At 49.8% G+C, this 25,774-nt stretch carries 27 protein-coding genes; 22 read left to right on the forward strand and 5 right to left on the reverse strand.

The annotated features are described in order from the left end of the window. The first annotated feature begins 14 nt into the window (after positions 1–14). The 18 genes from ACTHSP_RS00560 to ACTHSP_RS00645 all read left to right on the forward strand — a co-directional run bounded on the left by ACTHSP_RS00560 (position 15) and on the right by ACTHSP_RS00645 (position 17,698). Complete coding sequence (locus ACTHSP_RS00560; RefSeq protein WP_440345430.1) at positions 15–347, forward strand: phage tail protein; 333 nt, start codon at positions 15–17, stop codon at positions 345–347. Beyond that, the gene (locus tag ACTHSP_RS00565) at positions 344–1,063 is read left to right on the forward strand and encodes a phage minor tail protein L (protein WP_440345431.1); all 720 of its coding nucleotides are present in this window, start codon (positions 344–346) and stop codon (positions 1,061–1,063) included. The genes ACTHSP_RS00560 and ACTHSP_RS00565 overlap by 4 nt, the downstream gene beginning before the upstream one ends. Continuing rightward, complete coding sequence (locus ACTHSP_RS00570; protein ID WP_440345432.1) at positions 1,060–1,809, forward strand: C40 family peptidase; 750 nt, start codon at positions 1,060–1,062, stop codon at positions 1,807–1,809. The genes ACTHSP_RS00565 and ACTHSP_RS00570 overlap by 4 nt, the downstream gene beginning before the upstream one ends. After that, positions 1,806–2,597 (forward strand): tail assembly protein, encoded by a 792-nt coding sequence (locus tag ACTHSP_RS00575; protein ID WP_440345433.1) that lies wholly within the window; start codon positions 1,806–1,808, stop codon positions 2,595–2,597. Before ACTHSP_RS00570 ends, ACTHSP_RS00575 begins: the two co-directional genes overlap by 4 nt. 10 nt (positions 2,598–2,607) lie before the next feature. Next, positions 2,608–5,658, forward strand: coding sequence for a host specificity protein J (locus tag ACTHSP_RS00580; protein ID WP_440345434.1), 3,051 nt, complete (start codon positions 2,608–2,610; stop codon positions 5,656–5,658). Between the two features lie 3 nt (positions 5,659–5,661). Continuing rightward, a complete protein-coding gene (locus tag ACTHSP_RS00585) occupies positions 5,662–6,009 on the forward strand; it encodes a hypothetical protein (protein ID WP_440345435.1) in 348 nt (115 codons plus the stop codon). Continuing rightward, the gene (locus ACTHSP_RS00590; protein WP_440345436.1) at positions 5,993–7,951 is read left to right on the forward strand and encodes a hypothetical protein; all 1,959 of its coding nucleotides are present in this window, start codon (positions 5,993–5,995) and stop codon (positions 7,949–7,951) included. The genes ACTHSP_RS00585 and ACTHSP_RS00590 overlap by 17 nt, the downstream gene beginning before the upstream one ends. A 48-nt stretch (positions 7,952–7,999) precedes the next feature. Further along, entirely contained in the window at positions 8,000–8,311 is a 312-nt protein-coding gene (locus ACTHSP_RS00595; RefSeq protein WP_440345437.1) for a hypothetical protein, read from the forward strand. A gap of 13 nt (positions 8,312–8,324) precedes the next feature. Next, positions 8,325–8,753 (forward strand): hypothetical protein, encoded by a 429-nt coding sequence (locus ACTHSP_RS00600; RefSeq protein WP_440345438.1) that lies wholly within the window; start codon positions 8,325–8,327, stop codon positions 8,751–8,753. 304 nt (positions 8,754–9,057) lie between these two features. Continuing rightward, positions 9,058–9,378: a hypothetical protein gene (locus ACTHSP_RS00605; RefSeq protein ID WP_440345439.1), complete on the forward strand. Its 321-nt coding sequence runs from the start codon at positions 9,058–9,060 to the stop codon at positions 9,376–9,378. Between the two features lies 1 nt (position 9,379). Further along, on the forward strand, positions 9,380–9,760 hold the full coding sequence (locus tag ACTHSP_RS00610; protein ID WP_440345440.1) for a hypothetical protein: 381 nt from the start codon (positions 9,380–9,382) through the stop codon (positions 9,758–9,760). Then, a complete protein-coding gene (locus tag ACTHSP_RS00615; RefSeq protein ID WP_440345441.1) occupies positions 9,744–13,058 on the forward strand; it encodes a hypothetical protein in 3,315 nt (1,104 codons plus the stop codon). The genes ACTHSP_RS00610 and ACTHSP_RS00615 overlap by 17 nt, the downstream gene beginning before the upstream one ends. 61 nt (positions 13,059–13,119) lie before the next feature. Next, positions 13,120–13,662 carry an NlpC/P60 family protein gene (locus ACTHSP_RS00620; RefSeq protein WP_440345442.1) on the forward strand — a complete coding sequence of 181 codons (543 nt, stop codon included), beginning with the start codon at positions 13,120–13,122 and terminating at the stop codon, positions 13,660–13,662. Further along, the gene (locus tag ACTHSP_RS00625) at positions 13,662–13,823 is read left to right on the forward strand and encodes a hypothetical protein (protein WP_440345443.1); all 162 of its coding nucleotides are present in this window, start codon (positions 13,662–13,664) and stop codon (positions 13,821–13,823) included. The genes ACTHSP_RS00620 and ACTHSP_RS00625 overlap by 1 nt, the downstream gene beginning before the upstream one ends. Further along, positions 13,804–14,148, forward strand: coding sequence for a hypothetical protein (locus ACTHSP_RS00630; protein WP_440345444.1), 345 nt, complete (start codon positions 13,804–13,806; stop codon positions 14,146–14,148). Before ACTHSP_RS00625 ends, ACTHSP_RS00630 begins: the two co-directional genes overlap by 20 nt. Continuing rightward, positions 14,105–14,299 (forward strand): Rz1-like lysis system protein LysC, encoded by a 195-nt coding sequence (gene lysC, locus ACTHSP_RS00635; RefSeq protein WP_440345451.1) that lies wholly within the window; start codon positions 14,105–14,107, stop codon positions 14,297–14,299. Before ACTHSP_RS00630 ends, lysC begins: the two co-directional genes overlap by 44 nt. 273 nt (positions 14,300–14,572) lie before the next feature. Further along, on the forward strand, positions 14,573–16,147 hold the full coding sequence (locus ACTHSP_RS00640) for a glycosyltransferase family 2 protein (RefSeq protein ID WP_049329682.1): 1,575 nt from the start codon (positions 14,573–14,575) through the stop codon (positions 16,145–16,147). A 222-nt stretch (positions 16,148–16,369) separates the two neighbouring features. Then, positions 16,370–17,698, forward strand: a complete 1,329-nt coding sequence (locus tag ACTHSP_RS00645; protein ID WP_440345452.1) for an anaerobic C4-dicarboxylate transporter family protein — start codon at positions 16,370–16,372, stop codon at positions 17,696–17,698. A 70-nt stretch (positions 17,699–17,768) separates the two neighbouring features. Here the strand turns inward: ACTHSP_RS00645 and ACTHSP_RS00650 are convergent, their stop codons facing one another. Next, positions 17,769–18,194, reverse strand: coding sequence for a DUF4124 domain-containing protein (locus ACTHSP_RS00650; RefSeq protein WP_049329680.1), 426 nt, complete (start codon positions 18,192–18,194; stop codon positions 17,769–17,771). Between the two features lie 189 nt (positions 18,195–18,383). Between ACTHSP_RS00650 and guaB the strand changes: the two genes are divergently transcribed. After that, entirely contained in the window at positions 18,384–19,847 is a 1,464-nt protein-coding gene (gene guaB / locus ACTHSP_RS00655; protein ID WP_003678893.1) for an IMP dehydrogenase, read from the forward strand. Positions 19,848–20,121: 274 nt separating this feature from the next. After that, the gene (waaF, locus tag ACTHSP_RS00660; protein WP_049329679.1) at positions 20,122–21,141 is read left to right on the forward strand and encodes a lipopolysaccharide heptosyltransferase II; all 1,020 of its coding nucleotides are present in this window, start codon (positions 20,122–20,124) and stop codon (positions 21,139–21,141) included. 143 nt (positions 21,142–21,284) lie between these two features. On the opposite strand, the gene ACTHSP_RS00665 is transcribed toward waaF, so the two are convergent. The 3 genes from ACTHSP_RS00665 to ACTHSP_RS00675 form a co-directional block, all read right to left on the reverse strand. Continuing rightward, positions 21,285–22,259 carry a class 1 fructose-bisphosphatase gene (locus tag ACTHSP_RS00665; RefSeq protein ID WP_049329678.1) on the reverse strand — a complete coding sequence of 325 codons (975 nt, stop codon included), beginning with the start codon at positions 22,257–22,259 and terminating at the stop codon, positions 21,285–21,287. Positions 22,260–22,326: 67 nt separating this feature from the next. Next, positions 22,327–22,680, reverse strand: a complete 354-nt coding sequence (locus ACTHSP_RS00670) for a hypothetical protein (RefSeq protein ID WP_049329677.1) — start codon at positions 22,678–22,680, stop codon at positions 22,327–22,329. A gap of 130 nt (positions 22,681–22,810) precedes the next feature. Continuing rightward, positions 22,811–23,656, reverse strand: a complete 846-nt coding sequence (locus tag ACTHSP_RS00675) for a 23S rRNA (adenine(2030)-N(6))-methyltransferase RlmJ (RefSeq protein ID WP_440345445.1) — start codon at positions 23,654–23,656, stop codon at positions 22,811–22,813. A 125-nt stretch (positions 23,657–23,781) separates the two neighbouring features. On the opposite strand from ACTHSP_RS00675, the gene ACTHSP_RS00680 reads away from it, so the two are divergent. Together ACTHSP_RS00680 and ACTHSP_RS00685 are read left to right on the forward strand one after the other, a co-directional pair. Then, the gene (locus tag ACTHSP_RS00680; RefSeq protein ID WP_049351358.1) at positions 23,782–24,396 is read left to right on the forward strand and encodes a riboflavin synthase subunit alpha; all 615 of its coding nucleotides are present in this window, start codon (positions 23,782–23,784) and stop codon (positions 24,394–24,396) included. A gap of 17 nt (positions 24,397–24,413) precedes the next feature. Then, entirely contained in the window at positions 24,414–25,280 is an 867-nt protein-coding gene (locus ACTHSP_RS00685; protein ID WP_440345446.1) for an ATP-binding protein, read from the forward strand. A 65-nt stretch (positions 25,281–25,345) separates the two neighbouring features. Here the strand turns inward: ACTHSP_RS00685 and ACTHSP_RS00690 are convergent, their stop codons facing one another. Continuing rightward, positions 25,346–25,774 carry a Spy/CpxP family protein refolding chaperone gene (locus ACTHSP_RS00690; protein ID WP_049351356.1) on the reverse strand — a complete coding sequence of 143 codons (429 nt, stop codon included), beginning with the start codon at positions 25,772–25,774 and terminating at the stop codon, positions 25,346–25,348.

Raw genomic sequence — 25,774 nt, forward strand, 5'->3', positions numbered from 1 at the left:
GTCTAAGAGGTTTTATGGCTAAGGTTTTTAAATGGCAGGTTACGTCGGAAAGTACGGCGAAACACTCGTTTAATGTTCGAACGGTCAAGTTCGGCAATGGGTATGAGCAACGTCAGAAATTGACGCTGAAGCCGAAAATGCAGACTTGGCAAATCCGTATTGTGGGTATGAAGCCTTTGATTGAGGAAATCAAGGGCTTTTTTGATTCGTGCGGCGGTGTGGAGCCGTTTTTCTGGACTCCGCCGGGTCGTGAGCGTTTGTTGGTCAAGGTTGTCGAGTACACGGAAACGCCGAAGGGCGGCAAGGTGTATGAGCTTTCGACGGAATTTGAGGAGGTGATGGCATGAATGCGCGAATGAAGGCGATGTCTGGAACGATGCTCAAGGCGTTGTCGGCTACGCAACAGGATGCGTTGGTTGAGATGTGGGAAGTTGATTTTCGCGCTTTGGGTGGGGAAGTTTTCCGTTTCTGCAATCAGTTTAACGAATTGAACCAGGCGGTCGTTTGGAAGGGGCAGGAATATACGCCTTGTCCTATTTCGGCTGAGGGGTTTGAGATGACTTCGCAGGGTGCTGGCAACCGTCCGACGTTGACGGTTTCAAACCTGCTCGGGTTTGTGACCGGCGCGGCTGACCAGTATAACCAATTGGTCGGAGTGGATGTCGTCCGCCGTCTGACGTATGCGAAGTTTTTGGACGCGGCAAACTTTAAAGACGGTAATCCGACCGCCGACCCGAATCAGGAAATTATCGGGAAGTACGTCATTGAGCAGATGACGAGCCTGACGGCGGAATGGGCGGTCTTTGAACTTGCTGCGCCGTCTGAATCGGACGGCTCGGTCATTCCGTCGCGGATTATGATGGCGAATACCTGTATTTGGCAGTATCGCGGCGAGGGCTGCGGTTATGCGGGTCGTGCGGTTGCCGACCGTTTGGATATGCCGACGGATGATATTAAAAAGGATGCTTGCAGCGGGACGTTGATGGGCTGTCGGGCGCGGTTCGGCGCGACGGCGGTGTTGCCGTTCGGCGGGTTTCCGAGTGCGGATAAGGTGATGTCATGATTGAGCTTTCTGAAAAGGTTCAGAATTTGATTTTGGGACAGGCTGCTTCTGATTATCCAATGGAAATGTGTGGGGTTATTGCGGACACGTCTTATAACGGAAATTGGTTTTTCGCGATTCGGAATGTTGCTGACAATCCTTATGAAACATTTGTTATTCAGCCTGATGGTTTGGAGACTGCGTCAAAATACGGCGAAATCATTGGCATTGTCCACTCCCATCCAAACGGCGAGCCGTTTTTATCGGGTGCTGACCGTCAGATGCAGATTCAGACGGGGTTGCCGTGGATTTTGGCGGTCGGAGGCCGTCTGAAGCAGTTCCGCTGTTGCCCGCATTTGCGCGGTCGTGTGTTTGAGTACGGCAAGGCTGATTGTGGGGCATTGATTCGTGATGCGTTTATGTTGATGGGCGTGGAGTTTCCCGACCATAAGCGCGGCGATATTGATGATGATGCTGAGCATGAGTATTTGCGCAAACATTTCGAGCGTGTCGGGTTTGTCCGTGTTTCAGACGGCCTTCGCGGCGGGGATGTGATTTTGACCAGTTATGGCGGTCATGCGAACCACGCGGCTTTGTATTTGGGCGATGGGCAAATCCTGCATCATGCTTATAACCAGTTGAGCCGGCGCGAGCCGTTCAATCAGTGGTGGTCTGAGCGTATTGATAGCGTTTGGCGGCTTCCTGAGTTTGAGCCTGAAATGTTGCAGGCGGTTGAAAATGATTTGCTGCATTCGGTGGATTTATGATTACAGTGTGTTTGTACGGCGGTTTGCGCGAATGCGGCCGCCGTTTTGATTTGCAGGTTGCCAGCCCTGCTGAGGCGGTTCACGCGCTGACGGTGCAGATTCCAGCGTTGCGGCAAAAGCTGCGGCAGGGGTTTTATCAGGTGCGTTTCGGTCGGCGCGATTGGTCTGAGGGCGAATTGAAAAGCGGATTCGGTCAGCCTGCCGAAGGTGTTCTGCATATTGTGCCGCGCGTTCAAGGCGCGGGCAAAAACGGCGGAATCATTCAGACGGTTTTAGGCGCGGCGCTGATTGTTGTCGGTGCGCTGACGAGTTGGTCGGGCGGTGCGAGTCTTGTTGTGGCGGGTGTCGGTATGGTTGCTGGCGGCGTGGCTCAAATGCTGACTAAGCCGCCGAAATTTGAACAGGGAAAAGGCGTTGAAAGCAGCCGGAACAGCTCGTTCTCGAATCTGAGCAATACGGCGGCTCAAGGGCAGTCGATGCCACTTGCCTATGGCCGTATTTATTGTGGCAGCCGCGTGGTGTCGCAGGGTATCGAATCTCGACGGATTGAGGGCAACAGTACGGCGGCAAACGGCAACAGCGTCGTCCGTATGGTTTTTGATGCGGCGAAAATCAAAAATCCTAATGGCAATTCCGACCCGATGGCGGTGGATTTGACGTTGGGCATGAAGAAAACTTTTGTTACTGGCATTGCGGCAACTGCGCCGAACGGTCAGAAATACAATACGGATTTTGAAAACGACTCCGTCCGCGCGATGAATTACGAGGCGGTTTATACGGTAGATTGAGGATTTTGGAATGGGCGGTAAATCAGGTGGCGGCGCATCTACGCCGTATGAAGCTCCGAATACGTTGAATTCGGCGCAGTCTTTACGGATTATCGATGCGATTTGTGAGGGCGAAATCAGAGGTTTCGCCAATGGCAACGATAAGCCGTGGAAGTCTGTCTATTTTGATGATACGCCCGTGCAGAATCCTGACGGGTCTTTTAATTTTAAGGGCGTGGTTGGCTTCTTTCAGCGCGGTACGCCCGACCAAACGTATATTCCGGGCTTTGATGCTTCGGAGCGTGCCGTGCCTGTGTCGGTCGAGGTCAAAAACCGCGCGCAGGTGGTGCGGGCGGTGTCTGATGAGTTGGTCAGCCGCCTGCGGGTAACGGTCGGCGTCGAGCGAAATTACCGCGTCGAGGACAACGGCGATACGAATCCGGCGCAAACGGCTATGGTTGTTGAAGTTATTGACAATAAGGGTGTTCATGCGTCTAAGACGGTTGAATTTGCTGAAAAATCAAGCGGCATATATTATCAGGATGTGTTGTTTGAAAATTTGCCGTCTGCACCGTTCAATATTCGCGTTTCGCGCCCTACTCCCGACAGTACGACGGACAAGGTCGTCAATAAAACGTATTTCGCCAGCTATGTCGAGATTATCGATGCGAAATTGAGCTATCCGCATACGGCTTTGGCGGCGTTGGCGATGGATTCGGATCAGTTCGGCAGCAACAATCCGCGCCGAAATTATCTGATTGACGGGATGTTGGTTAATGTGCCGTCTAACTATGACCCTGATAAACGGACGTATTCGGGGACGGTTTGGGACGGCTCGTTTAAAAAGGCTTGGACGAACAATCCGGCTTGGGTTTTTTATGATGTGTTGACGCAGCCGCGCTACTCGACTTTGGCGCGCCGTCTCAAATCTGCTGATATTGATAAATGGACGCTATACCAAGTCGGGAAATATTGCGATGAGTTGGTCGATGACGGCTTCGGCGGCAAGGAGCCGCGTTTTGTTTGTAATGCCTACATTACCAATCGCCGTCAAGCGGGCGAGTTCCTGCTGGATTTGGCGAGCGTGTTCCGCGGACTGCCTGTTTGGGATGGCAGCCGTTTTTCTTTGGTGATGGACGCTGATTCTGATCCGGTTGCCATGTATAACAACAGCAATGTCAAAGACGGGCTGTTTGCGTATTCGGGCGTTCCGTACAAGTCTGTTACGACGGCGGTCATCGTGCAGTATGTGGACAAATACGACGGATACCGCACGAAAACGGAATACGTCGAGGACCAACAGGCAATCAAACGCTACGGCTTGAACATCAAGCAAATTACGGCGTTTGGCTGCGATTCGCGCGGTCAGGCGGCGCGATACGGCGCGTGGATGTTGGAAACGGAATTGCGGCAACAGTCGGCAATCAAGTTTACCGTCGGACGTGAGGGCTTGCGCCATTTGCCGTATGACGTTGTACAAATTATGGACAATGATTATGCGGGCGCGGAAGTATCGGGCCGTTTGGTCGCTGTTTCGGGGCTGTCTGTCACGCTTGACCGTGATGTCGATGATGCGGTCGGTAAGCAGTTGTCTGTCGAGACGGCGGCGGGTATCAAGTCGCTGAAAGTGATGGCGCAGCCTGAGAAAAACCGCTTGGAGCTTGCCGAGGCTGTCGATGTTGAGGCGGGCGGTACTTGGATATTGATGGGGCGCGTCAAACCGCGCCTGTATCGGGTTATCGGGACAAAAGAAAATGCCGATGACGGCACTTTCGAGGTTTCGGGCATTTTGCACGACCCGAAAAAATACAAGGCTGTGGATAACCGCGCGCGGTTTGATGCAGATGTTACGACGCTTCACGGAGCTGTGCCGAAACTGTCTTTGCCTGATGTGAAGTCGGACGGAGATAAGTTGTTAATTTCGTGGGATAACTTAACTGCTGACGGCGGTGTTTTATCTTATGATATTAAGATTTATCGCAATAATAAGCTGTATCGGCATATTCCTGATGCTCAGACGGCTGAAATTTCGCTTGAAAACTTGCCAAACGGTCAATATCGGGCTGAAATCCGCGGGCGGAATGCGCGCGGGGTGTTGTCTGAGCCGATTGAGAAAGGCTGGAGTGTTGATTACACGGTAAGCGGCGTTCGGGCAACGGCTAAGATGAACGCGGTACAGCTCGACTGGTATCTGCCCGATACGGTCATGAAAAATGTGTCGTCTGAAATTTGGTATGCGCGGGAAAATAATTTTGAAGCCGCAACAAAATTGGCGACGGTTGCGTATCCGCAAACGACCTACACGCTTGCAGGTGTTTCGGTAACAGACGCTTTTTATTTTTGGGTGCGTATTGTCGATAATGCCGGTAATACGGGGGAGTTTTCCGCCGCTGTGTCGGGTCGTTCTGACCCTGACCCTGCTCCGATTTTGGCGCAGATGCGTGGTCGCATCACTCAAGACGAGCTGTCGCGTGATTTGTTTGCTTTGGTCAATCAGCCGAAAGGTTTGGGCGAGGCAGACCGTCGGGCAATTTCCGAACAGGTCAAGCAAGAAGTCAAAACGCTGCAACTTGATACGGCAGTCGTTACCGAGGTTAAAAAGGTCGTCAGTGACTTGGAAGGCAATATGAAGAGCCTGTATTCGTTACAGACTCAAGCATTCGGCAATGGTCGGCGGGCGATTTCCGGTATTGCGGTAGGTGCGGACAGCAAGACCGCCGAAGGTCATATCATGATGATGGCCGATAAGGTTATGTTTGTCGATCCAAACAGTAATCAGATTGTGCCTGCAATGGTTGTTGAGGTAAAAAACGGACGCTCTACGCTTGGTTTGAACGGCGATTTGATTGCAGACGGTACGATTCATGGGCGGCATATTGCGGCAAGTCAGACGATTCAATCTCCGACTATTATTGCCGGTACGCTGCGGATGGGGACTTTTGCCGTCAATCCTGACGGCGGATTTCAGTCTTCCGTCTCTGCGGGCGGCGGTAGCGTCATCATGAATCAACATGGGTTTGTCGCGCGAGACAGTACGGGCGGGTTGCGTATTCTTTTAGGGTATCGACCCGGATTAAGGTAGTTTATGACTGACTATGGGTTATTTTGCTTCGATAGCGAGGGTAATCAGATTGATTTGAATTTGGAATCGTCTTTGGTTGTGGAAGGTATCCTGTATCTTGGCAATGCTGAGACGGGGATGGTTCCTATCGATATGCTTTTCCCTCGCCGCCATTTTTTTAAAGGTATCTTTTTAATGCCTCAGTCGCATTCAAACGGTCCTGCGGATGTCGAGCATTTGTCGCCTGTTTATATCAAAAACGGGATGCTTTGCTGGGCGCATAATTTTTATCACTCTCGCAACTGGCCTGATATGTATTTTGGCGGCGGTGCGTTTGCTGGACGGAATTTGCTTTATGGCTATTTCAACTGATGACTGGGGGCTGTCGATTTATAACGACAGCGGGGTTGATTTATGTAATTACGGTGTGTTTGTACCGAGATATATAGGTCGTCTGAAATTGCGTTACCCATTTAATCAGGGTGTCCATCCGTCTTTGCTTAGGGTTGTTGCCGAAGATGGTCGAGAATTGACCATTGGGGACGGTAGTAAAAATTTGCCGTTTGCAGCGCATTTGGGCGCAATTGAGCCGATTCGGTTTGACCGTCCTACTGGCGCGATTTTGTCGTCGGGGTTTTATAACTCGCTCAATCAGGGCATTCGCTTTTTATTGCCGTTGTATGGCGGTGTTGGTTTATTGCGTAATGCGAAAGGTATTATCCCGTCAGTTATCCACGGATGGGGCAGTGGGTATGATGCTGAAAAATGGGAGATGGCGGAATTGATGTGCCATGCTTTGAAGTCCGGCGGGGATATTCAAAATGCGGCATTGTTGAGAAAGCATATTCAGGGTCAGTTATCTGATGATGAAAAGCGAAATTTTGTGTTGAGAGAATCCAAGTTGCGGCAGAATGCTGTTTCTGGGATGCCGGTTACCATGTCTTTTCGCAGTAAGGCAACTGTCGTCCATGAGCATAGCGGATATAGCAATGTTTCGCTGGGTGCCGGATATTTGATGGTTGAGATGACTGGCGGCACGGAATTGGAGATATTTTTTTATGAAACAGCCGGCTTGCCATACCAGTATTTGTGCCGTTGCTCGACAGTGATGCAATATGATGAGTTTGGCCTTGATATGTATAACCCTTCGCCGCCTTTGCTCAATTATGTGATGGCGAAGGGGGATTCGGCGGCAACGGCAGAGGCTTTTGGACTGCCTGCCCGCCCATCTGATTTGATAACGGGTCAGATTGAGCGGGCAAGATGGTTTTTTACTTCGCACATCAATAAAAATGAGCCGCGCGATAGTGTGTTTAATATGATTGGCACACTGACAAGCGGCGAGGATGTGTCTTTGCGCCAAAAGTTGACGGCTTATTTGGAGGGCACTCATGACGCCGAGTTGAAGTATGAGCAGTACAACAGCAGTATGAAGCCTTTAAAGTTGTTAGGGAATGTGAATCCCGCAATGAGTGCAATTCAGAAGATCGAGTCCGGGGGCGGATACAAATATGTTGTTACTGGTGGTTATTTGTTCAACCGTGTCTGTCAGCCTGTTGGAATAATGGGCTTTGAGTCTGTGGACGCTTTGCTTGGTCAGAAAATTAAACCAGGTATGAGCGCGGGTGTTCATAGCCTTTGGCAGGCTCATGGAATCCGCACACCGTCGCCTACTCCTGATGAGGTGTTTCGTTGGAATTTGGATAATATCCCTCGGTATCAGCCGATTTTGAATTACAAATATTCTGACTATTTAAAGGATGCTTGGGATGGTGATCCAAGGTTTGGGTTGACTCGATGGCAGTCTTTTAATGTCGGACTGTTGTCGGCATTTAATGCGCGGATGTCGGAAAATTTGGCGGTTTCTTATCGGCAATATAATAAGATGCTCGAAATTTCAAAGGTCGTCCGTGCAGGTGATGTTGTTTTTTATAGTAAAGCAAATCCTGTTTCTGAGACTCAGTATTATCAGGAGCATGTTCAGAAGGCTGAAGATGCTCTGGCCAAAGAGTTGCAAACTGAATCTTTGGCAAGAAGTAATGCGGCGGGCGCATGGTATGAGCAAATGGGAAATGAATGGGCGCAGCGACAGGAAAATGAGTTCCAAAGCGCTTTTGCATTGATGAATCAGTTGGGAAATCTGCTGAACTACAATACCAGTCGATATGGTGAGGCTGTTTTTTGGGGTGGTTGCGGATACCGACATTCTGATCATTCGTTAGAAATTTTAATTCCTCAGGCAGCCAATCATGGAGATATGAGCCGCGAACCTGCACCTGAGAATTGGGTGATGTGCCAGTCGCCTAATTTTTAATGTATTGCCGTCTAAATGGTTTAGGCGGTATTTTTTTAGGAGATCCCTATGGCTGAAAAACAGTTGGTTGGAATTCTAAAGAGCATGGCAGACGAACAAACCGGAGTGCCGGTTGAATTTCATACAGTGACGTCTATGTCTTTAGATTACGCCTACAAAATTTATTCCGTTACAATCGGAAGTTGGTATGACAAAGCTTGTTTCGAGCAAGGTAAACGTGCAGTCAGTTCGTTGCAGTTGACGTTGAGCGGCGCACCGCCGCGCGGGGTTGATTTTATTGACTGGGCGCTGACGTCTGTCGCATCGGCGGAAAATGCAAACAGCCCTTATGCAGGGGCAGAGCTTATTGAAAGTAAATAACGGGAGTGGGGAAATGTCCGAACCCTTGGTCACGCCTGTCGCTATGTACACTTTAGGGGGTACGGTCGCGGCAGGTCATTTTTTGGGTATGCCGATTGACGCTGTCGTCCTTGGGGCGATGGCTTCGGCGGCGGTAACGATGGTCAGTGCGCCTCAAAGCCGATGGATGGCGGTATCCTATACCGTTATCGGCGGCTTGTTGGGCGGTGCGCTCGCGCCTGTGTTGACGCATATCGTGCTTGGTACGGCAGCGGCGGAAATGCCGGCAGTGGCGGAACAAAAAACGCCATTGGCGCATGTCGCCGCGCCGGTCGTGGTCGGTTTGTGCTGGCAGTTGGTTTTGAAGGTGATGCGGGTGTTGTGGCCGTCATTTGAGAAGCACGCCGACGAGATTGTCGATTGGATTTTGAGCGTCCGTTTGACGCGGAGGAAGAAGAAATGATGTTGGTTTTGTCAGTTGTCCCTGCGGCCTTGGCCGCGTATATGATGATTTGCCGATTAAACGAGCGAAAGCGCAGCGTTTGGGATTTTGAAGGCTGGGCTTTTTTGTTTATTTTGGGCGGGTCTATTTGGACGTTTTACAAGGCATGTTCGGTCGGGATGTCGCCGACGATGGGCAAGCAATTCTTGGATATCGGCATTTGCTTGTATTTCGGGCAACGCACTTGGCGAAGCCGGAAGTGGAAATTTTGGCATAGTAAACAAAACGCCGTCTGAAAATCAGACGGCTTTTTTTAGGTGTTCCCATGAGTATTACCAAGGTTGATTTCGAGCTAAAACGCGGCACTTCGGAGCCGCTTTTATTTCGCCCTGTGGATGCGTCGGGCAAGCTTTTAAAGCTTTCCGTTATTGAGTCGGCGGTTTTGAATATCCGACCGATTTATGGATTGCCGATGCGGTTTGATTTGGCGGTCACGGATGATGGGTTGTCTGTGAATTTGAAGCCGTCTGATACCAAGCCGCTGCAATGGTCTGTTGCCGATTATGAGGTCAAGGTCAGCGTTCGCGGCGTGGTGAAAGTGATTTTTGAAGGTCGTCTGAAACTGGCGGCTGATTTAGGGGTTTGATATGACGATTAAACAGACGGGCGGTACGGTCGTTGGTGCGGTGGTGCAAAACCTGCCCATCGTGATTGAAGGTCGCCAAAGTATCTACGAAGAGGGTTTGAAAAACGGCACTCTTCCGGAAGGGATGACCTACGAGCAGTTTTTGGACATGTTGTCGGTCGGTGTTTCGGACGAAGAAGTCAAAAGAATCGTATCGGCAACGGTATCTGCCGAACTGATACGTCTTGGCTTGGCAAACCAAGGCGGCAATCAGGCTGGCACGGGTAACGGTGCGGCGGTAACGCCCACTCCTGCCCCAACACAACCGGCAACAGACAATAGTGGGGTTAGCAACGATGCGTTGGCGGATATTTTGAAAGATTTAGGTGAAACAAATGGCTAAAGAATTGAATAATTTGGAAAAGGCGTTATCGGCGATTGCTAAGGGTACGAAGGCGGCGAAGGATACGGCGGCAGAAGCGAAAGAAATGGCCGCTCCCGCCAAAATCACCACTGCCGTAAACAGCGCGCTATCCGAAGTTGAGACTGCTGCCAAATTGGCGGCTTTGCAAGCCAAGCACGAAACAGGTATGAAGCTGGCGGTCGAGCGCGGCGTGTACTACCTCGAAGACGCGCTGACTGAAGAATTGCGCGAAAAAGTCTTGTCTGGCTTCTTCAAAACCAATAAACAGACTCCTGCCGAAGCTGCTGTAATCAGCCGCGCCGTTACCGAATACATCGACCGTATCCCCAATGGGTCATATATTACCGCTCGTCAGGGGTCGGTTTTTAGCGTCGATAAAAACGTGGGTTATAAGCCTGACGTTTTTGGTGCAGACGGTCGAAAAGTCACGGTCGGAGGTATGACTCTGACTATTGACGGCGCGCAGCCGTGTATCTATATCCGCAATAAGTCTAATTGTTACTTCGACTTCCGTGGCGTCATGTTTATTGCCGAATCCTTTGGCGTCAACGTGTTCGAGATGGACGGCGGCGAAGGTAACGTTATTATGCATGGCGGTGTTATCCGTACCCGCCGTTGGATGGAAAAAGGCTATGTCGGTGGTCGTCAGGGGTTGTTTGCGCCGATTGATGGATGGACGCCCGAAAATCCGCATATTGGCTATGGATATGCGGATAAGGGGTTGTATGACTTAGGTTTCAATACCACACGCCTTTTACATGACCTCGCCCGTTACCGTAATAATGCTGCTCAAGTACAGGATGTTAAAAAACCTGATGATTTGACATGGGCAAAAATCAAAGAATACGAACGTCAACAGTCAAAAAAAGTTGATTTGGGTGTCGGTGGTTATTGGAACGCCGACGGTACAAAAAATGAATTCCCGCAGGAAGACGGCACTGTGTCTGAGAAGTGGGGGAAATGGAGCGGCGGTCAGCGCGGGTCTTCGGCAAACGGCTGGTTGATTTATGATGCTTACCACTTGGTCATCTGGGACTTTGACGTTCGTGGTATGACGGGTAATGCGGTGCAGTTTGGGCTGTACTCTACCAGAGATTGTCGTGATGTGGACGGTGGAGACATTGATACTGCTATCCGCGAAAAAATGGTCTGCTATGACTGCAAAGTTTATGGCGGCTTCATGTCTGACAACTATATCGGCGGTGTTGGCGTTGTTCGTGGCGTTGGTGTTACTGTCGAAGGTATGAACTGTCTGCAAGGTCGTGTCGGACATCCGGATGCTTCGGTAGAGCATTCCCGCGACAACAGTCAAGTTACCGTTGACCCGGGCTATTGGTTGTGGACGAGCCGATACCTGCCGCAAATTGGTATCCGCTTCATTAACAACCACTTCGGTTTCGCAGCGCGTAAAGTTGTTGACGCCCATACCGGCAATAATATCCAAATCATCGGCAATAGTGGATCGTGCCTTTACTACGGTGCGGGTGTCGTCATCGAGGAAACCTTTGCGCAAGACACCACTAAGGGCGGTCGCGCAGACAATAGCAGCTTTAAATATCAGGAATCCAATATTGTCATTAAAGACAATGAATTTATCAGCGGCATGAATGGTATTTTCCTGATTAACGGTGCGACAGGGGTAAAAGCCAGAAAAGATAATGATTTGTGGTGGTTGCGTGCCAATATCACTGTCCAAAACAACCGCATTTATGCTCCGCGCGGCGTGCCGTGTAATTTCGGTCACAACCGATTCACGATTTCGGATAATTCCTGCACCTTTGCCCTGCCGTTTGGTGAGGCGTTCGGCCTCCGCTATTTAAGCAATATCTCTATCAAAAATGGCGGCAGCGGATACAGTGCGGATACCAAGATTGTGATTACAGGCGGCGGCGAAGGAGCGCGCGGCGCGGCGGCAATCTGCACGGTCGCAAATGGTGTGATTACGGGTATTCGTATTACCGCCAGTGGGACGAAATATTCCGATGAGAAAAGCCTGAGAATAGAGGCCATCGATCCATCTGGAAGCGGTAGTGGTGCGGTATTTGAAGGTTTCGTCAATGATTCGACCTATGCCTATATGATAGGTGCAGAAAACAGATACGGTACAATCGATGGCAGCTATTTTACAAATAATACTGCCAGAAATAGCCCTGATGGTAACTATGCCCGCCAGTTTTTGACGGGCAACCTGACGGGTTGTACCGTTCGAGACAACCGTTTGGATACTACGCCTTATACCAAGGGGGATACTCCCGCGAAGCCTTATGTCTCAGATGTCGCCTATGTTCATCGTAGCGGTATAGCAAGCCAGGGATTCTATCAAACGGGTACGCATACCGATTGTTGTCACGACAACAATAAAACATGGGATCAACGAACAGGGGCATTTACTGACCATGTTTTCCGTAATACTACGACTGCTAACGGCACTGCGGTGGCGAATGTCAGACTGACGAAAACTGAAGTTCAGGCGCTTATTGATGCCGCCGTTGCAGCGGCTGTTGCCAAGCTGAATGTCGGTAAGGGCGAAAGTAGTGGTACGGCGACAGATACTAAGCCCGCTAACCCTGCCGAATCTCCTAAAACAGAGGGAGATGGTCAGCCTGCAACTCAACCGCCTGCTGCCAAATCTACAACTTCCGTCAAGTTCACATTTGATGGATTGGCAGCGACGGCGGCGGAGGCTGTTGGCAGCAATAATATTGCCAAGCTGAAAACCTTGAATAATGCAGAAAGAGCCGGGGAGCCATTAGACTGGGCTGGTGCGTTTGGTGAGGACGGTGGTCATAAAATCATGCGTTCCTTGGTTGCCGGTGAGGGTAAAGGTATTCGATTCATTGAGTCTGAGGGGCTGACTTCTGATGGTTCGTCTGATTCCGCGATTGTGTTCCCATTCAAGCAGCTTTCGGGCGGCGCCGCGGGTTCAGGGTTCTCAGCAGTCATCCTGAACGATAGAAGTATTATTAATGATGGCTTAGTAAGTACAAACGATGAGGCGGGATTCAAGTTGCGCTCATTCGAGGGTACGACCATCGATGGTAAGCCAATTTCCGCTACTCAGGTGTACTCGTACAACAAGTGGTACGTTGCGGTCATCCCCGTCAAAGCAGGTGCTGATAAAGCGTTCAATAAGATTCGTTTCGGTATGAATCATGCCGGAAATCTAGGACGTAATGTCATTATTGGTGCAGGCATCGAGTTTGTTCAGGGGGATATCAGCAAAGTCTCAGAAAAAGTTACTGCGCTGATGACTGAGTATGGTATCGCTACATCTTAATTTTTAAACCTAACAAGGCTGTCTGAAATTCAGACGGCCTTTTTTATTTGGAGAACGAAAAATGCAAGAGTTGGAATGGATTAAAGAAGCAAGAAAACACATCGGCTTGAAAGAAGTTGTCGGCACAAAAGCGCATAACCCGACAATCGTTCAATGGCTGAAAGATATGGTGACATTTCCCGGCGCGGCAAAGTCTTGGTACTTTGAAGATGAAACGCCGTGGTGTGGCTTGTTTGTTGGTTATTGCTTAGGCAAGAGTGGCCGCGCGGTCATTAAGGATTGGTACCGTGCCAAAGCGTGGGCAAGTGCTGGGCTAACGAAGCTGGAAAAACCTGCTTATGGTTGCATTGCGGTCAAATCCCGAAAAGGCGGTGGCCATGTGTTCTTTGTGGTCGGCAAAAATGCAAAAGGTCAGATTTTGGGACTTGGTGGCAACCAAGGCAATACCGTGTCTGTTGTGCCATTTAACGCCGCAGACATTGATGGCTACTACTGGCCGTCTAAATTGGTTGATGGCAAGGCGGTGCCATCAAGCCCCACGCCCGAACGTTATGTTTTGCCATCTATTACGGCAACCGCCGCGCATGGTGCAAGCGAGGCGTGATGATGAATCCTGTCGAGTTTCTGAAAGCGCGTATCGCCGAATGGGAAGAGAAGCGCAAACAGGCGAGCGAAGAAGCAGACCTGAAAGCGTTTGAGCTTGCCGAAAGCGAAATTAAAAACTACCAAGCGATGTTGAAAACCTATGAACAGCCTGCTACTTAAAAATTGGAAGCTGATTCTGATCGCGGTTTGTTTTGTGCTGATTGTGGGCGCGTGGCGATACGACCATGCCGCCCAATACAAGCGCGGACGTGAATCAATGGCGGCTGAAATTTCAAGCCGTCTGAAAGATTCCGCGATTGAAAAGGCGAAGCAAGACCGTGAATTGTCCGATGCATATCAGACCGGCAAAGCCGTGCGTGAAGAAAAGGAAAGGGTGCGCTATGTCCAAGTACCTAAAATTATTGAAAAAACTACCTACCGGAATGTCTGTCTTGATTCTGATGGGCTGTCAGTCATCAACGCCGCCATTGCCGACGGCAATTAAACCGCCGGCCGACTTGGTGCAACCATGCCCGAACCTGCCTAAGCTTGAGGGCGGAACAGGCGCGGACGTGTTGCCGTGGTCGTTGCAAGTCATTGGGCTATACAATGACTGCAAAGCGCGGCATAAGGCGTTATCTGACACGCTCAAATAAAACAAAGGCCGTCTAAGTTTCAGACGGCCTTTTTCTCAATACGCGGTATTGCAAGAGGTTTTGAAAATATCTTTATTTTATTTGCACCTTTTTTGCACCATTTTTTCTAAAGTTTATTCAAATACCTGATTTTTAAATTACTTTAATAAAATTCTATATTACCCTGCATGGGGGCAAGAATAAGCTGCATGAGTCAGGCCGTCTGAAAAAAGGAGGACATATTGTAGCGGTATATCGGTTAAAATACAGCTTCCTTTTTCAGACGGCCTTTTTATGATGCACACAATTCCGGCAACCGCCGCCATGTTGGTAAAAAATTCAGAACGTTATCTTTCAGAAGTTTTGAGTGCGCTGAAAGACTTTGACGAAGTCCTGTTGTTGGACAACGGCTCGACCGACCGTACTTTTGAAATTGCCAAGGGCTTTCCGAATGCCAGCTATTACAAGCATGACTTTATCGGGTTTGGCCCGATGAAAAATCTGGCGGCCAGACTGGCGCAAAACGATTGGATTTTCAGCATAGACAGTGATGAAGTGGCGGATGAAGCTTTAATCGAATCCATTCGTGCGGCCGTTTTGGAAAATGAGAAGGAACACATCTTTTCGCTTTCCCGTTTGAACCATTACCACGGCAGACTGATTAAAGGCTGCGGCTGGTATCCGGATATTATTCCGCGCCTTTACCATCGCAGATTTACCCGTTTTTCCGACCGTCAGGTGCATGAGTCTTTGGTGTTGCCGCAGGAAGCCAAGGTTAAACAACTTGATGGCCGTCTGAAACATTATTCTTTTGAAAACGCCGAAGGGCTGATTCAGAAAATGCAGCAGTACAGCTCACTGTATGCGGAAGAAAACCGCTTTAAGAAAGACAGTTCGCCGTTTAAGGCTTTGCTGCATGGCGGCGTATCGTTTGTGAAGAATTATCTGCTCAAACGCGGTTTTGCTTATGGGGCGGACGGGCTGACGATTTCAGTGTCCAATGCGCAAGGTTCGTATTACAAATATGTCAAACTCTACGAGCGCAACCGCACGATAACCGTCTCCCTCATCATCACCACCTACAACCGCCCCGATGCTTTGGAGCTGGTGTTGAAATCGGCTTTATCGCAAACCCGCCTGCCGGATGAGATTATTGTCGCGGATGACGGCTCAAGGCAGGAAACCGCCGAAGTGGTTGATTTTATCCGCCGTAGGACAAGCATTCCTGTTAAGCATTCATGGCAGCCCGATAGAGGCTTTCGTGCCGCCGAATCGCGCAACCGTGCGCTGGCGCAGGCGAAAAGCGATTATATTGTGTTGATTGACGGCGATATGGTCTTGGATCCGTCTTTTATTGCCGATCATTTGAAGATTGCCCGAAAAGGCCGTCTGATACAGGGTTCCCGCGTGATTTTGACTGAGGATAAAACGCAGGATATTTTGGACGAAGGCGATTTGCCTGCCTTGTCTATGTTCAGCTCGGGAATAGAAAAACGGCTGTCCGCCCTGCGCTGCCGTTGTTTGGCCAAATTGGCAGGCCGAAAAGGCAACCGCAAACACAAAGGCATCAAAACTTGCAATATGGGCTTTTTCCGCAGCGATGCGCTTGCCGTCAACGGGTTTGACAATAGCTTTGTCGGCTGGGGCAGGGAGGACAGCGAATTTGTCGCCCGTTGCTATCATAACGGTATGAAACGCCATAATCTGAAATTTGCCGGTATTGCGTACCACCTCTGGCACAATGAGGCAGAACGCGATTCTTTGCCGCAAAACGATGCTTTATTGGAGGCAACGTTGTCGGAACGCAAAATCCGCTGTGTTCATGGCGTATCGGATTTTATAAAAGATGAAGAAGTAGCTGGAAAATAGCCGTATCATCTTTTTAAATCATAAAGGCCGTCTGAAAATCTTTAGACGGCCTTTTTTGTATTTTTAAAAACCTAGCGGGTAAATGAGAATATTATTTATTTGATGTAAATCAGTATGTATAGTTCGGTAAAGTATGGTTAGGACAGAGGGTTTGCTCTATAATTCGAGTGTTTGTAATTTTATTTCGGTCAAGGCCGGATTTTGGGAGTTGTTATGTCAACTATGTTTTTTATCCAGTTTGCCATTGTGCTGCTGTGTATCCTGATTGGTGCGCAGGTTGGCGGTATTGGTTTGGGCGTGCTCGGCGGTATCGGCTTGGCCGTATTGTCTTTTGGTTTCCATCTGCAGCCGACCAGCCCTCCGATTGATGTGATGCTGATGATTATGGCGGTAGTCTCTGCCGCGGCGGCCATGCAGGCCAGCGGCGGTTTGGACTATATGATTAAGATTGCCACGCGCGTGTTGCACCGCAATCCGAAATACATCACCTTTATCGCGCCGGCGGTAACTTACACCTTTACCGTCTTGGCAGGTACGGGCCATGTGGCTTACTCGGTCTTGCCCGTGATTGCCGAAGTCAGCCGTCGCAATGGCATCCGTCCTTCCCGTCCGCTGACGATGGCGGTTATCGCTTCCCAATTTGCGATTGTCGCCAGCCCGATTGCCGCCGCGGTTGTTGCCTGCGTCACCATGCTTGAGCCGCAGCACATCACGATGGCGGACGTGTTGAAAGTTACCGTTCCGTCCACGATTTTGGGTATCGGTTTGGCTTGCGTGTTCGTAAACAAACTGGGCAAAGAGTTGAAAGACGATCCGCATTATCAGGCTTTGCTACAAGATCCGAATTATGTGAAAGAATACATCGATGTGGAGGAACAACAAACCGATGTCGTCATTTCGCCGAAAGCCAAATTGTCGGTCGGTATTTTCTTGACTGCGGCATTGCTGGTGGTCGTGATGGGTGCGCTGCCTGAGTTGCGTCCGGCTTTTGAACACGATGGCGCGATCAAGCCTATGGGTATGGCGCATACGATTGAAATCGTGATGTTGTCTGCTTCTGCGCTGATTATTTTGGCGTGTAAACCCAATGGCGATGCGATTACCCGAGGTTCGGTATTCCATGCCGGTATGCGTGCCGTAATTGCGGTGTTTGGCGTGGCTTGGTTGGGCGATACCTTGATGAACGGCCACTTAACAGAAGTGGAATCGACCGTCAGCCATTTGGTTGAGTCTGCACCATGGACCTTTGCCTTTGCCCTGTTTATTTTGTCGGTATTGGTCAACAGCCAAGGCGCGACAGTGGCGACGCTCTTCCCAATCGCCATCAAACTGGGGATTCTAGCGCCCATCATTATCGGCACATTCGTTGCGGTAAACGGCTATTTCTTTATACCAAACTACGGCCCGATTATTGCCGCTATTGACTTCGATACAACCGGCTCGACCAAAATCGGCAAATTTATCTTCAACCACAGCTTCATGATTCCAGGCCTGTTGAGCATGGCATTCAGCTTAGCCATCGGCTTGTTGTTGGTTCAGCTGTATTATTGATAGGCTGAAAAAATAAAGGCCGTCTGAAATTAAATTTCAGACGGCCTTTTTGATATTGTTATCCGAGAGCTTAATTGCAGTATTTATTGACGTCGTTTTGGTATTGCTTAATCAGGCTGTCGCGATTGGCCAAGCGTGCGCTTTCGGCGACTTGGCGGTTGATTTTGGCGATTTTGCAGTTTTCCAGCTTGTTTTGGCGGTTTTGCTCTTCGATTTTTTTATTGCGTTCTTCAATTTGTTTGTTTTGTTCCGCAACCTGTTCGTTGGGCTGCTCGGCAACTGGTTCAGATGCCGAAACAGCAGGCGCAACGGCAGGTTTGACGTTGTGTGTGCGGATGTTGACCACGCCGGAACGCTTCGGTTGCAGACGGTTTGGCGTATCGGAATAGCTGTTGCCCGACGTGCCTTTCCAAGTGTAAACCTCGGCCGCGCCGGTCAGGGCGGCGGAAGAGAGAAGGGCTGCTGTCAGACAGGTTTTGAGTACGGAAGATTTCATGGGTTTCCCTTATGTAAATGATGTTCTCATCGAACCTATTTTACTTGAAACTGCAATGCGTTGGCATATTTTTGTACCTCAGATCAAATGATGTAAAAAAATAACGTTAAAACATGTATTGCCAATGTTAGCATCAAGCCGGTGTGATATAATGCCGTGCATCTTGCACAAACTGAAAGACCGAGCATCATGCGTATTGTAGAAAAAGCCTATACTTTCGACGACGTTTTGTTGGTTCCAGCGCACTCAAACGTGCTGCCTCGAGATGTCAAACTTCAAACCAAACTCACCCGCGATATCACGCTCAACCTCCCTCTACTTTCTGCTGCAATGGATACCGTTACCGAAGCGCGTCTGGCCATTTCTATGGCTCAAGAAGGCGGCATCGGCATTATCCATAAAAACATGACGCCGGAGCTGCAAGCGCGTGCCGTTTCCAAAGTGAAGCGCCATGAGAGCGGCGTGGTAAAAGATCCCGTTACCGTTGCGCCGACCGCATTGATCCGCGAAGTTTTAGAAATGCGCGCACAACGCAAACGCAAAATGTCCGGTCTGCCTGTTGTTGAAAACGGCAAAGTGGTCGGTATCGTGACCAACCGCGACCTGCGTTTTGAAAACCGTGTCGATCTGCCGGTTTCAGCCATCATGACCCCTCGCGACCGTTTGGTTACCGTTCCTGAAGGTACCAGCATCGATGAAGCCCGCGAAATCATGCATGCGCACAAAGTTGAGCGCGTTTTGGTATTGAACGACCAAGACGAACTCAAAGGTCTGATTACAGTTAAAGATATTCTGAAAACAACCGAATTCCCTAATGCCAACAAAGATGCCGAAGGCCGCCTGCGCGTCGGTGCCGCGGTAGGTACCGGCGGCGATACCGAAGAGCGCGTCAAAGCATTGGTGGAAGCCGGTGTGGACGTGATTGTGGTCGATACTGCCCACGGCCATAGCCAAGGCGTTATCGATCGTGTGCGCTGGGTCAAAGAAACCTATCCGCACATCCAAGTCATCGGCGGCAACATCGCGACTGCCAAAGCCGCCTTGGATTTGGTCGCTGCAGGTGCGGATGCCGTTAAAGTCGGTATCGGCCCTGGCTCGATTTGTACGACCCGTATCGTAGCAGGCGTGGGTGTGCCTCAACTGACTGCGATTCACAATGTTTCCGAAGCCCTTAAAGGTACAGGCGTTCCCCTGATTGCCGACGGCGGTATCCGCTTCTCCGGCGATATTGCCAAAGCTCTGGCAGCAGGTGCATACAGCGTCATGCTCGGCGGTATGTTTGCCGGTACGGAAGAAGCACCGGGCGAAATCGAACTCTACCAAGGCCGCTCTTACAAGTCTTACCGCGGCATGGGTTCGTTGGGTGCGATGAGCCAAGGTTCTGCCGACCGCTACTTCCAAGACAAAACCGACAGCACAGACAAATATGTTCCTGAAGGCATCGAAGGCCGCGTTCCTTACAAAGGTCCGATTGTGAACATCATCCACCAGCTGACCGGTGGTCTGCGCTCCAGTATGGGTTATTTGGGTTGCGCCAATATTGCTGAAATGCACGAAAAAGCAGAATTTGTGGAAATCACTTCTGCCGGTATGAGCGAATCCCACGTTCACGACGTACAAATCACTAAAGAAGCGCCTAACTACCATCGTTAAACCAGTATAAAAAGGTCGTCTGAAAATATTTCAGACGGCCTTTCTGTTTTTATAAGGTTTTAAAAATGAAGAGAATATTGCTTACCGCTGTTTGGTCTGGTGTTTCAGGTTGGGTATTTTCAAAACTTGCCGGATAAATTGGGAAGACAAACGCTTCACGCGCTGAAATGACATGTATCAAATAGTACGTTCTGCTCAAGGTGATTGAACCGAGTTTCAGACGGCCTTTTAAAAATCGTATTACAATAAGCCAAAATTAAAAACACATTCCATTATGTCCAAAAAAATCCTGATTATTACCCCAAGCTGGATTGGCGACTGTGTCATGACCCAACCGCTTTATCGCCGTTTGCATGAGCTGCATCCCGGCTGCACCATTGATGCTTTTGCGCCCAAATGGTCGATGGCCGTATTTGAGCGTATGCCTGAAATCAACCGTGTAATAGAAAATCCGTTTGGACATGGTGCGTTGGAATTGAAAAAACGCTGGCGTATCGGGCGTGAATTGGGAAAAGAAGGCTATGATCAAGTGATTGTTTTGCCTGGTTCGCTCAAATCCGCCATCATTGCCTTGGCTACGGGTATTAAGCAGCGTACGGGCTACGTCGGCGAGTCGCGCTATTTTTTGCTGAACGATATCCGCAAGTTGGATAAGGCCGCATTGCCTCTGATGGTTGACCGCTATACTGCGCTGGCGCATCCGACCCAAGCGGATTTCAACGGGCATTCTGATAATCCCTGTTTCACGATTGATCCCGAAAGCCGTCAAGCCGCTTTGGCAAAACATGGTTTGGCGACGGATAAACCGATTTTGGCATTTTGTCCCGGCGCTGAATATGGCCCGGCCAAGCGTTGGCCTGCGCGTCATTTTGCCGAACTTGGCCGCCGATATTTGGCCGAGGGTTGGCAGGTTTGGCTGTTTGGTTCGCAAAAAGATTTTGATATTGCAGATGAAATCAACCGACTTTCAGACGGCCTGTGTACCAATCTTTGCGGCAAAACCAATCTTTCGGAGGCGATTGATCTGTTGTCTTGCGCCGATACGGTCGTGTGCAACGACAGTGGTCTGATGCACCTTGCGGCCGCGCTTGATCGGAAATTGGTTGCAGTTTACGGCTCATCCAGCCCTGACCATACGCCGCCTCTAAGCAAAAAGGCAAAAATCGTCAGCTTGAATTTGGATTGCTCGCCTTGTTTCAAACGCGAATGTCCGTTGGGGCACACGGATTGTTTGAACAAGCTGACACCGGATAGGGTGCAAAAAGCGGCGGAAGAGCTGGCTCGTTCGGCGTAATCCAATAAAGATTAGATGGAACACAGCAAAGGGTAGATTTGAATCTGCCCTTTTGATTTTTTGTTTCTTTTATTTTTTAACAAAAGGCCGTCTGAAAATCATATTTCAGACGGCCTTTTTGGGTTTGAAATCAATACATCTGATTATTTTTGATGCAGATTATAAACGTATTCCACTTCTTCGCGGCTGCCCATGAATACGGCAACACGTTGGTGCAGGCCGGTAGGTTGGATGTCGAGCATGGCTTCGATGGCGTTGTTTGATGCGCCGCCGGCTTGTTCCATAAGCAGGCTCATCGGGTTGGCTTCGTACATCAGGCGCAGTTTGCCCGGTTTGGATGGGTCGCGTTTGTCTTGCGGATACATGAATACGCCGCCGCGCATCAGGATGCGGTGGATTTCGGCAACCATGCTGGCTACCCAGCGCATATTGTAGTTTTTGCCGCGTACGCCGGTTTCGCCTGCCAGCAATTCGTCAATGTATTGTTGAACAGGGGCGAACCAATGTCTTTGGTTGGACATATTGATGGCGAATTCTTTAGTGGATTCGGGAACGCGCGGATTTTCTTTGGTCAGCAGGAATTGGTTGGCATCGTCCAGAGTGAAGACGAATACGCCGTGACCGACAGTCAGTACCAGTTGGGTTTGCGGACCGTATAAAACATAACCTGCAGCCACTTGGTCGCGGCCTTTTTGCAGGAAGGATTCGGTAGTTAATTTGCCTTCAGGTTTCGCCAAGATGGAGAAGATGGTGCCGACGGAGATGTTGACGTCGATATTGGAAGAGCCGTCCAGCGGATCAAACAATACCAAATAGCCGCCATTTTCGTGTGTGGCGACATAGGTATCTTCTTCTTCGCTGGCAAGGCCTGCGATGTTGGCATTGGCTTTTAAAACATCAATCATGATGTTGTTGGCGATGACGTCAAGTTTCTTTTGGTCTTCGCCTTGGATGTTGCCGGTACCTGCCATGCCCAAAACACCGGAAAGCGCGCCGAGGCGGACTTTGGCGTTGATGTCCAAACAGGCGGCGGCTACGGATTCCAGTACGCTCGCCAGCTCTTGTGGCAGTTTGTGTTCGGGCAGGTGTTGGGCTAAGAATTGGTTCAATGTATTCATGGTTTTACTCTTTTTCTAAGTTTGAATCGAATATTTTTCAATTTCAGGCCGTCTGAAAACGGCGTGTTCATTTGGTTTTGCTGTCGGCCATGCCTAAAACTTCTTTAGTGCAGGCGATGCTGGTGTCTTTGATGCGTTTTTTCAGCTCGTCGCTCATGGAGTCGCTGCCGCTCAAAAGAGAGGTCGCTTCTTCAGGATTGATTTGGTCGACTGTTTTTTCGCCGATGCAGCGGCAGATTTTTTCAGTAGTCGCGGAATCAAACGGGCTTTTCCCGGAAGCTTTTTCTACACAGGCTTCGGTTGCCGAGCGGACAAATTCGGTGCGAAAACTTTGGGTAAATTCTTCTTTAAATTCGTTTTTTACTGATTCGCTGCACGCGCAAAGCAGGAGCGTGCAGGCTAGGGGTGTGCGTATATTCATGAGTGGACGGCCGTTAATTGTTATGTTGTGAATTGTAGTGGAAAAGGGCTTAAGTATAAAGGGTTAAGGCCGTCCGAACAGGTCTGGCGGAAACATCGAAGCGCTTGGGTATGCGTTCAGACGACAGCGTTTATTTCGTTTTGCTTTCCAATACATAATGCGCGCCGGCATCTTGCGCCAAAATTTTGGAAAGTTCGGGCAGATTGTTTTGCAGCTGTTCGGCAAGCATATAGGGCGGATTGATGACGAACATACCGCTGCCGTGCATACCGAAGCCGTCGCTGCGTGGCGTATGGACATGGAGCTCGGCATGCAGATAATTGTCGGGAGCGATTTTTTTGAGTTCGTCCGGCAGTTTGCGGCTTTCTTCGCGGCTCAGGCAGGGATACCAAACCATGTAGCAGCCGGTTTCAAAGCGTTTTAAAGCATCTTTCAAAACTTGGACGACACGGCGGTAGTCTTGTTTTTCTTCGTAGGGCGGATCAATCAAGACTGTGGCGCGGCGGGGCGGAGGAGGCAATAATGAAATCAAGCCTTGATAACCGTCCGCTTGGCTGAGCTGTACTTTACGCGCAGGACGGACTTCACGCATATTGTTTTGCAAATGGACAAAATCGGCAGGATGCAGCTCAAAGAGGCGCATTTTATCGCTGTCGCGCGTGAGTGCCTGTGCCAGCCAAGGCGAGCCGCAGTAAAGATTGTCTTGCGGCAGTATTTGTTTCAGACGGCCTACAAATTCGGCCAATTCGGCAGGCAGCTTGTCAGCTTGTTCCAAGAGCGCAATGCCTTGTTTGTATTCGCCGACTTTTTGCGCTTCATCGCCACTCAAATCATACAAACCGGCACCGCTGTGCGTATCGATATACCAATAGGGCTTGTCTTTACGGTTGAAATATTCGAGGACGAGAAAGAGGGTAAAGTGCTTGAGCATATCGGCATGGTTGCCGGCATGGAAGGCGTGGCGGTAGCTGAGCATGATCGGGCTGCGGAAATAAAAATCCGATTATACCCCAAACCATCGCCATCACTGCTTTCAGACGGCCTTTGTGCCTGGAAAATGCTACAATATCCGCCTTATTGTACCATCGGAAAGAAGACATCATGTTTACAGGCATAGTACAAGGCATGGGCAAAATTACAGACATCGCCCAACCTTCGCCCGACTTTCGTACCCACACTGTCGAGCTGCCCCCCGAAATCGCCGACAATCTGCAAACCGGCGCCTCTGTCGCCAACAACGGCTGTTGCCTAACCATTACCCGAATCGACGGCAACAAAGTCAGCTTTGATTTGATGGACGAAACCTTACGCAAAACCAATCTCGGCAGCTTGAAAGTCGGTGACAGTGTCAATTTGGAACGCGCGGCGCGGTTTGGCGATGAAATCGGCGGTCATTTGATGAGCGGCCATGTGATGGCGGTTACCCGAATTTCCCGTATTGAATCCAGCGAGTTCAACCGCACAGTTTGGTTTGAGCTGCCGGAAAACCTCAAACCCTACATCCTGACCAAAGGTTTTGTCGGTTTGGACGGTTGCAGCCTGACCATAGGCGAAGTCAGCGACAGCGAATTTTGCGTACACCTGATTCCGGAGACTTTGGAGCGTACCCTGTTTGGCAGCCGCAAAGAAGGCGACCCCATCAATATTGAAATCGATCCGCAAACCCAAGCCGTTGTCGATACCGTGATGCGTGTATTGGCTCAAAAGGCCGTCTGAAAAAAAAGAAAGCCGAAATGAAATTATCCAATTTTTTGAAAAAAGCTAATTCCGTTTTAAACCGTCTTGATTTAATCCTGCCTGACGAAGCCGGTAAAACCGACTGGCGCGCTTTGGCCTACCGTTGGCACAGCGTGGGCAAAAAAGGCATTTTGGAAAGCCTGCCGCGTCCGCATACCTTTCCTTTGAGCAGATTGGCGGCAGTCGGTTCGCAAACCGACAGGCTGAAACGCAATACCGAGCAATTTTTGGCAGGCCGTCCGGCAAATAATGTCTTGATGACCGGCGCGCGCGGTACGGGCAAATCTTCCTTGGTTAAAGCGTTGTTGCACGAATATGCCGAGCGCGGCCTGCGACTGATTGAGGTGGATAAAAGCGATTTAATCAGCTTGCCGGCTTTATTGACGCTGTTGTCCGAACGTCCCGAGAAATTTATCGTTTTCTGCGATGATTTGTCGTTTGAAACTGGTGATGAAACCTATAAAGCCTTGAAAACTGCTTTAGACGGCGGACTGTCGCAACGTTGCACCAATGTTTTGGTTTATGCCACTTCCAACCGCCGTCATTTAATTTCTGAATACATGGATGAAAACGGCGGTACTACGGGCATTCGCGGAGAAATCCATCAGAAAGAGGCCGTCGAGGAGAAAATTTCCCTTTCTGACCGCTTCGGCTTATGGCTGAGTTTTTATCCTTTCGATCAAAACGATTATTTGACCGCCGTAGCCAACTGGTTGGACGATTTCAATGTGCCTTTTGACGATACAGCGCGCCAAGCCGCGTTGCAATGGGCGCAAATGCGTGGCAGCCGTTCAGGCCGTTCGGCATGGCAGTTTGCCTGCGACTGGGCAGGCCGGTTGTCGGAAGAAAGAGTGCTGGATTAAGGTTGAAAAAACAAAGGCCGTCTGAATATGGTTTCAGACGGCCTTTCTGTATTTTTATTGATTTATTAGCGCAAGCATGAAGACAACCATTGCTGGCGTTGGCGTGGATTGAGCAGATGATAGAAGCGGTATTGGATTTCCATTTCATCCACCGCATAGTCCATGCTGGAGAGGTAGCGGTTTTCAACATAATCGCGAGTGGCGTTTGAGTCGAATGAGTCGCCGGAGAGGATTTTGATGATGGTTTGACGGCGGTTGCGGTCGGAGCGTACGGTTTTACGGTAGGCTTTATCGTTGATTTGTTTGAAGTCGGTACGCAGGCGGCGCAGGGCGGCGTGTTGGTCGGCGGATAAATTGAGCTGTCGGATGTCGCAATTCGGGTGGAAGTCGTTCAAAGTGGCCAGAAACGGATCGGCATGTGCAGGCAGACTGGAACAGAGTAGGGCGAGTGCTAAGAAAATAAAAGTCGGATAGCGGGAAAGTGCAACAGACAC

The sequence above is a fragment of the Neisseria sp. P0001.S005 genome, from assembly GCF_051963715.1.

What these genes read in the sequence shown, in the direction of transcription:
- ACTHSP_RS00560 (WP_440345430.1), top strand. Translation starts at nt 15, where the DNA reads ATGGCTAAGGTTTTTAAATGGCAGGTTACGTCGGAAAGTACGGCGAAA.
- ACTHSP_RS00565 (WP_440345431.1), top strand. Translation starts at nt 344, where the DNA reads ATGAATGCGCGAATGAAGGCGATGTCTGGAACGATGCTCAAGGCGTTG.
- ACTHSP_RS00570 (WP_440345432.1), top strand. Translation starts at nt 1,060, where the DNA reads ATGATTGAGCTTTCTGAAAAGGTTCAGAATTTGATTTTGGGACAGGCT.
- ACTHSP_RS00575 (WP_440345433.1), top strand. Translation starts at nt 1,806, where the DNA reads ATGATTACAGTGTGTTTGTACGGCGGTTTGCGCGAATGCGGCCGCCGT.
- ACTHSP_RS00580 (WP_440345434.1), top strand. Translation starts at nt 2,608, where the DNA reads ATGGGCGGTAAATCAGGTGGCGGCGCATCTACGCCGTATGAAGCTCCG.
- ACTHSP_RS00585 (WP_440345435.1), top strand. Translation starts at nt 5,662, where the DNA reads ATGACTGACTATGGGTTATTTTGCTTCGATAGCGAGGGTAATCAGATT.
- ACTHSP_RS00590 (WP_440345436.1), top strand. Translation starts at nt 5,993, where the DNA reads ATGGCTATTTCAACTGATGACTGGGGGCTGTCGATTTATAACGACAGC.
- ACTHSP_RS00595 (WP_440345437.1), top strand. Translation starts at nt 8,000, where the DNA reads ATGGCTGAAAAACAGTTGGTTGGAATTCTAAAGAGCATGGCAGACGAA.
- ACTHSP_RS00600 (WP_440345438.1), top strand. Translation starts at nt 8,325, where the DNA reads ATGTCCGAACCCTTGGTCACGCCTGTCGCTATGTACACTTTAGGGGGT.
- ACTHSP_RS00605 (WP_440345439.1), top strand. Translation starts at nt 9,058, where the DNA reads ATGAGTATTACCAAGGTTGATTTCGAGCTAAAACGCGGCACTTCGGAG.
- ACTHSP_RS00610 (WP_440345440.1), top strand. Translation starts at nt 9,380, where the DNA reads ATGACGATTAAACAGACGGGCGGTACGGTCGTTGGTGCGGTGGTGCAA.
- ACTHSP_RS00620 (WP_440345442.1), top strand. Translation starts at nt 13,120, where the DNA reads ATGCAAGAGTTGGAATGGATTAAAGAAGCAAGAAAACACATCGGCTTG.
- ACTHSP_RS00625 (WP_440345443.1), top strand. Translation starts at nt 13,662, where the DNA reads ATGATGAATCCTGTCGAGTTTCTGAAAGCGCGTATCGCCGAATGGGAA.
- ACTHSP_RS00630 (WP_440345444.1), top strand. Translation starts at nt 13,804, where the DNA reads ATGAACAGCCTGCTACTTAAAAATTGGAAGCTGATTCTGATCGCGGTT.
- lysC (WP_440345451.1), top strand. Translation starts at nt 14,105, where the DNA reads ATGGGCTGTCAGTCATCAACGCCGCCATTGCCGACGGCAATTAAACCG.
- ACTHSP_RS00640 (WP_049329682.1), top strand. Translation starts at nt 14,573, where the DNA reads ATGATGCACACAATTCCGGCAACCGCCGCCATGTTGGTAAAAAATTCA.
- ACTHSP_RS00645 (WP_440345452.1), top strand. Translation starts at nt 16,370, where the DNA reads ATGTTTTTTATCCAGTTTGCCATTGTGCTGCTGTGTATCCTGATTGGT.
- ACTHSP_RS00650 (WP_049329680.1), bottom strand. Translation starts at nt 18,194, where the DNA reads ATGAAATCTTCCGTACTCAAAACCTGTCTGACAGCAGCCCTTCTCTCT.
- guaB (WP_003678893.1), top strand. Translation starts at nt 18,384, where the DNA reads ATGCGTATTGTAGAAAAAGCCTATACTTTCGACGACGTTTTGTTGGTT.
- waaF (WP_049329679.1), top strand. Translation starts at nt 20,122, where the DNA reads ATGTCCAAAAAAATCCTGATTATTACCCCAAGCTGGATTGGCGACTGT.
- ACTHSP_RS00665 (WP_049329678.1), bottom strand. Translation starts at nt 22,259, where the DNA reads ATGAATACATTGAACCAATTCTTAGCCCAACACCTGCCCGAACACAAA.
- ACTHSP_RS00670 (WP_049329677.1), bottom strand. Translation starts at nt 22,680, where the DNA reads ATGAATATACGCACACCCCTAGCCTGCACGCTCCTGCTTTGCGCGTGC.
- ACTHSP_RS00675 (WP_440345445.1), bottom strand. Translation starts at nt 23,656, where the DNA reads ATGCTCAGCTACCGCCACGCCTTCCATGCCGGCAACCATGCCGATATG.
- ACTHSP_RS00680 (WP_049351358.1), top strand. Translation starts at nt 23,782, where the DNA reads ATGTTTACAGGCATAGTACAAGGCATGGGCAAAATTACAGACATCGCC.
- ACTHSP_RS00685 (WP_440345446.1), top strand. Translation starts at nt 24,414, where the DNA reads ATGAAATTATCCAATTTTTTGAAAAAAGCTAATTCCGTTTTAAACCGT.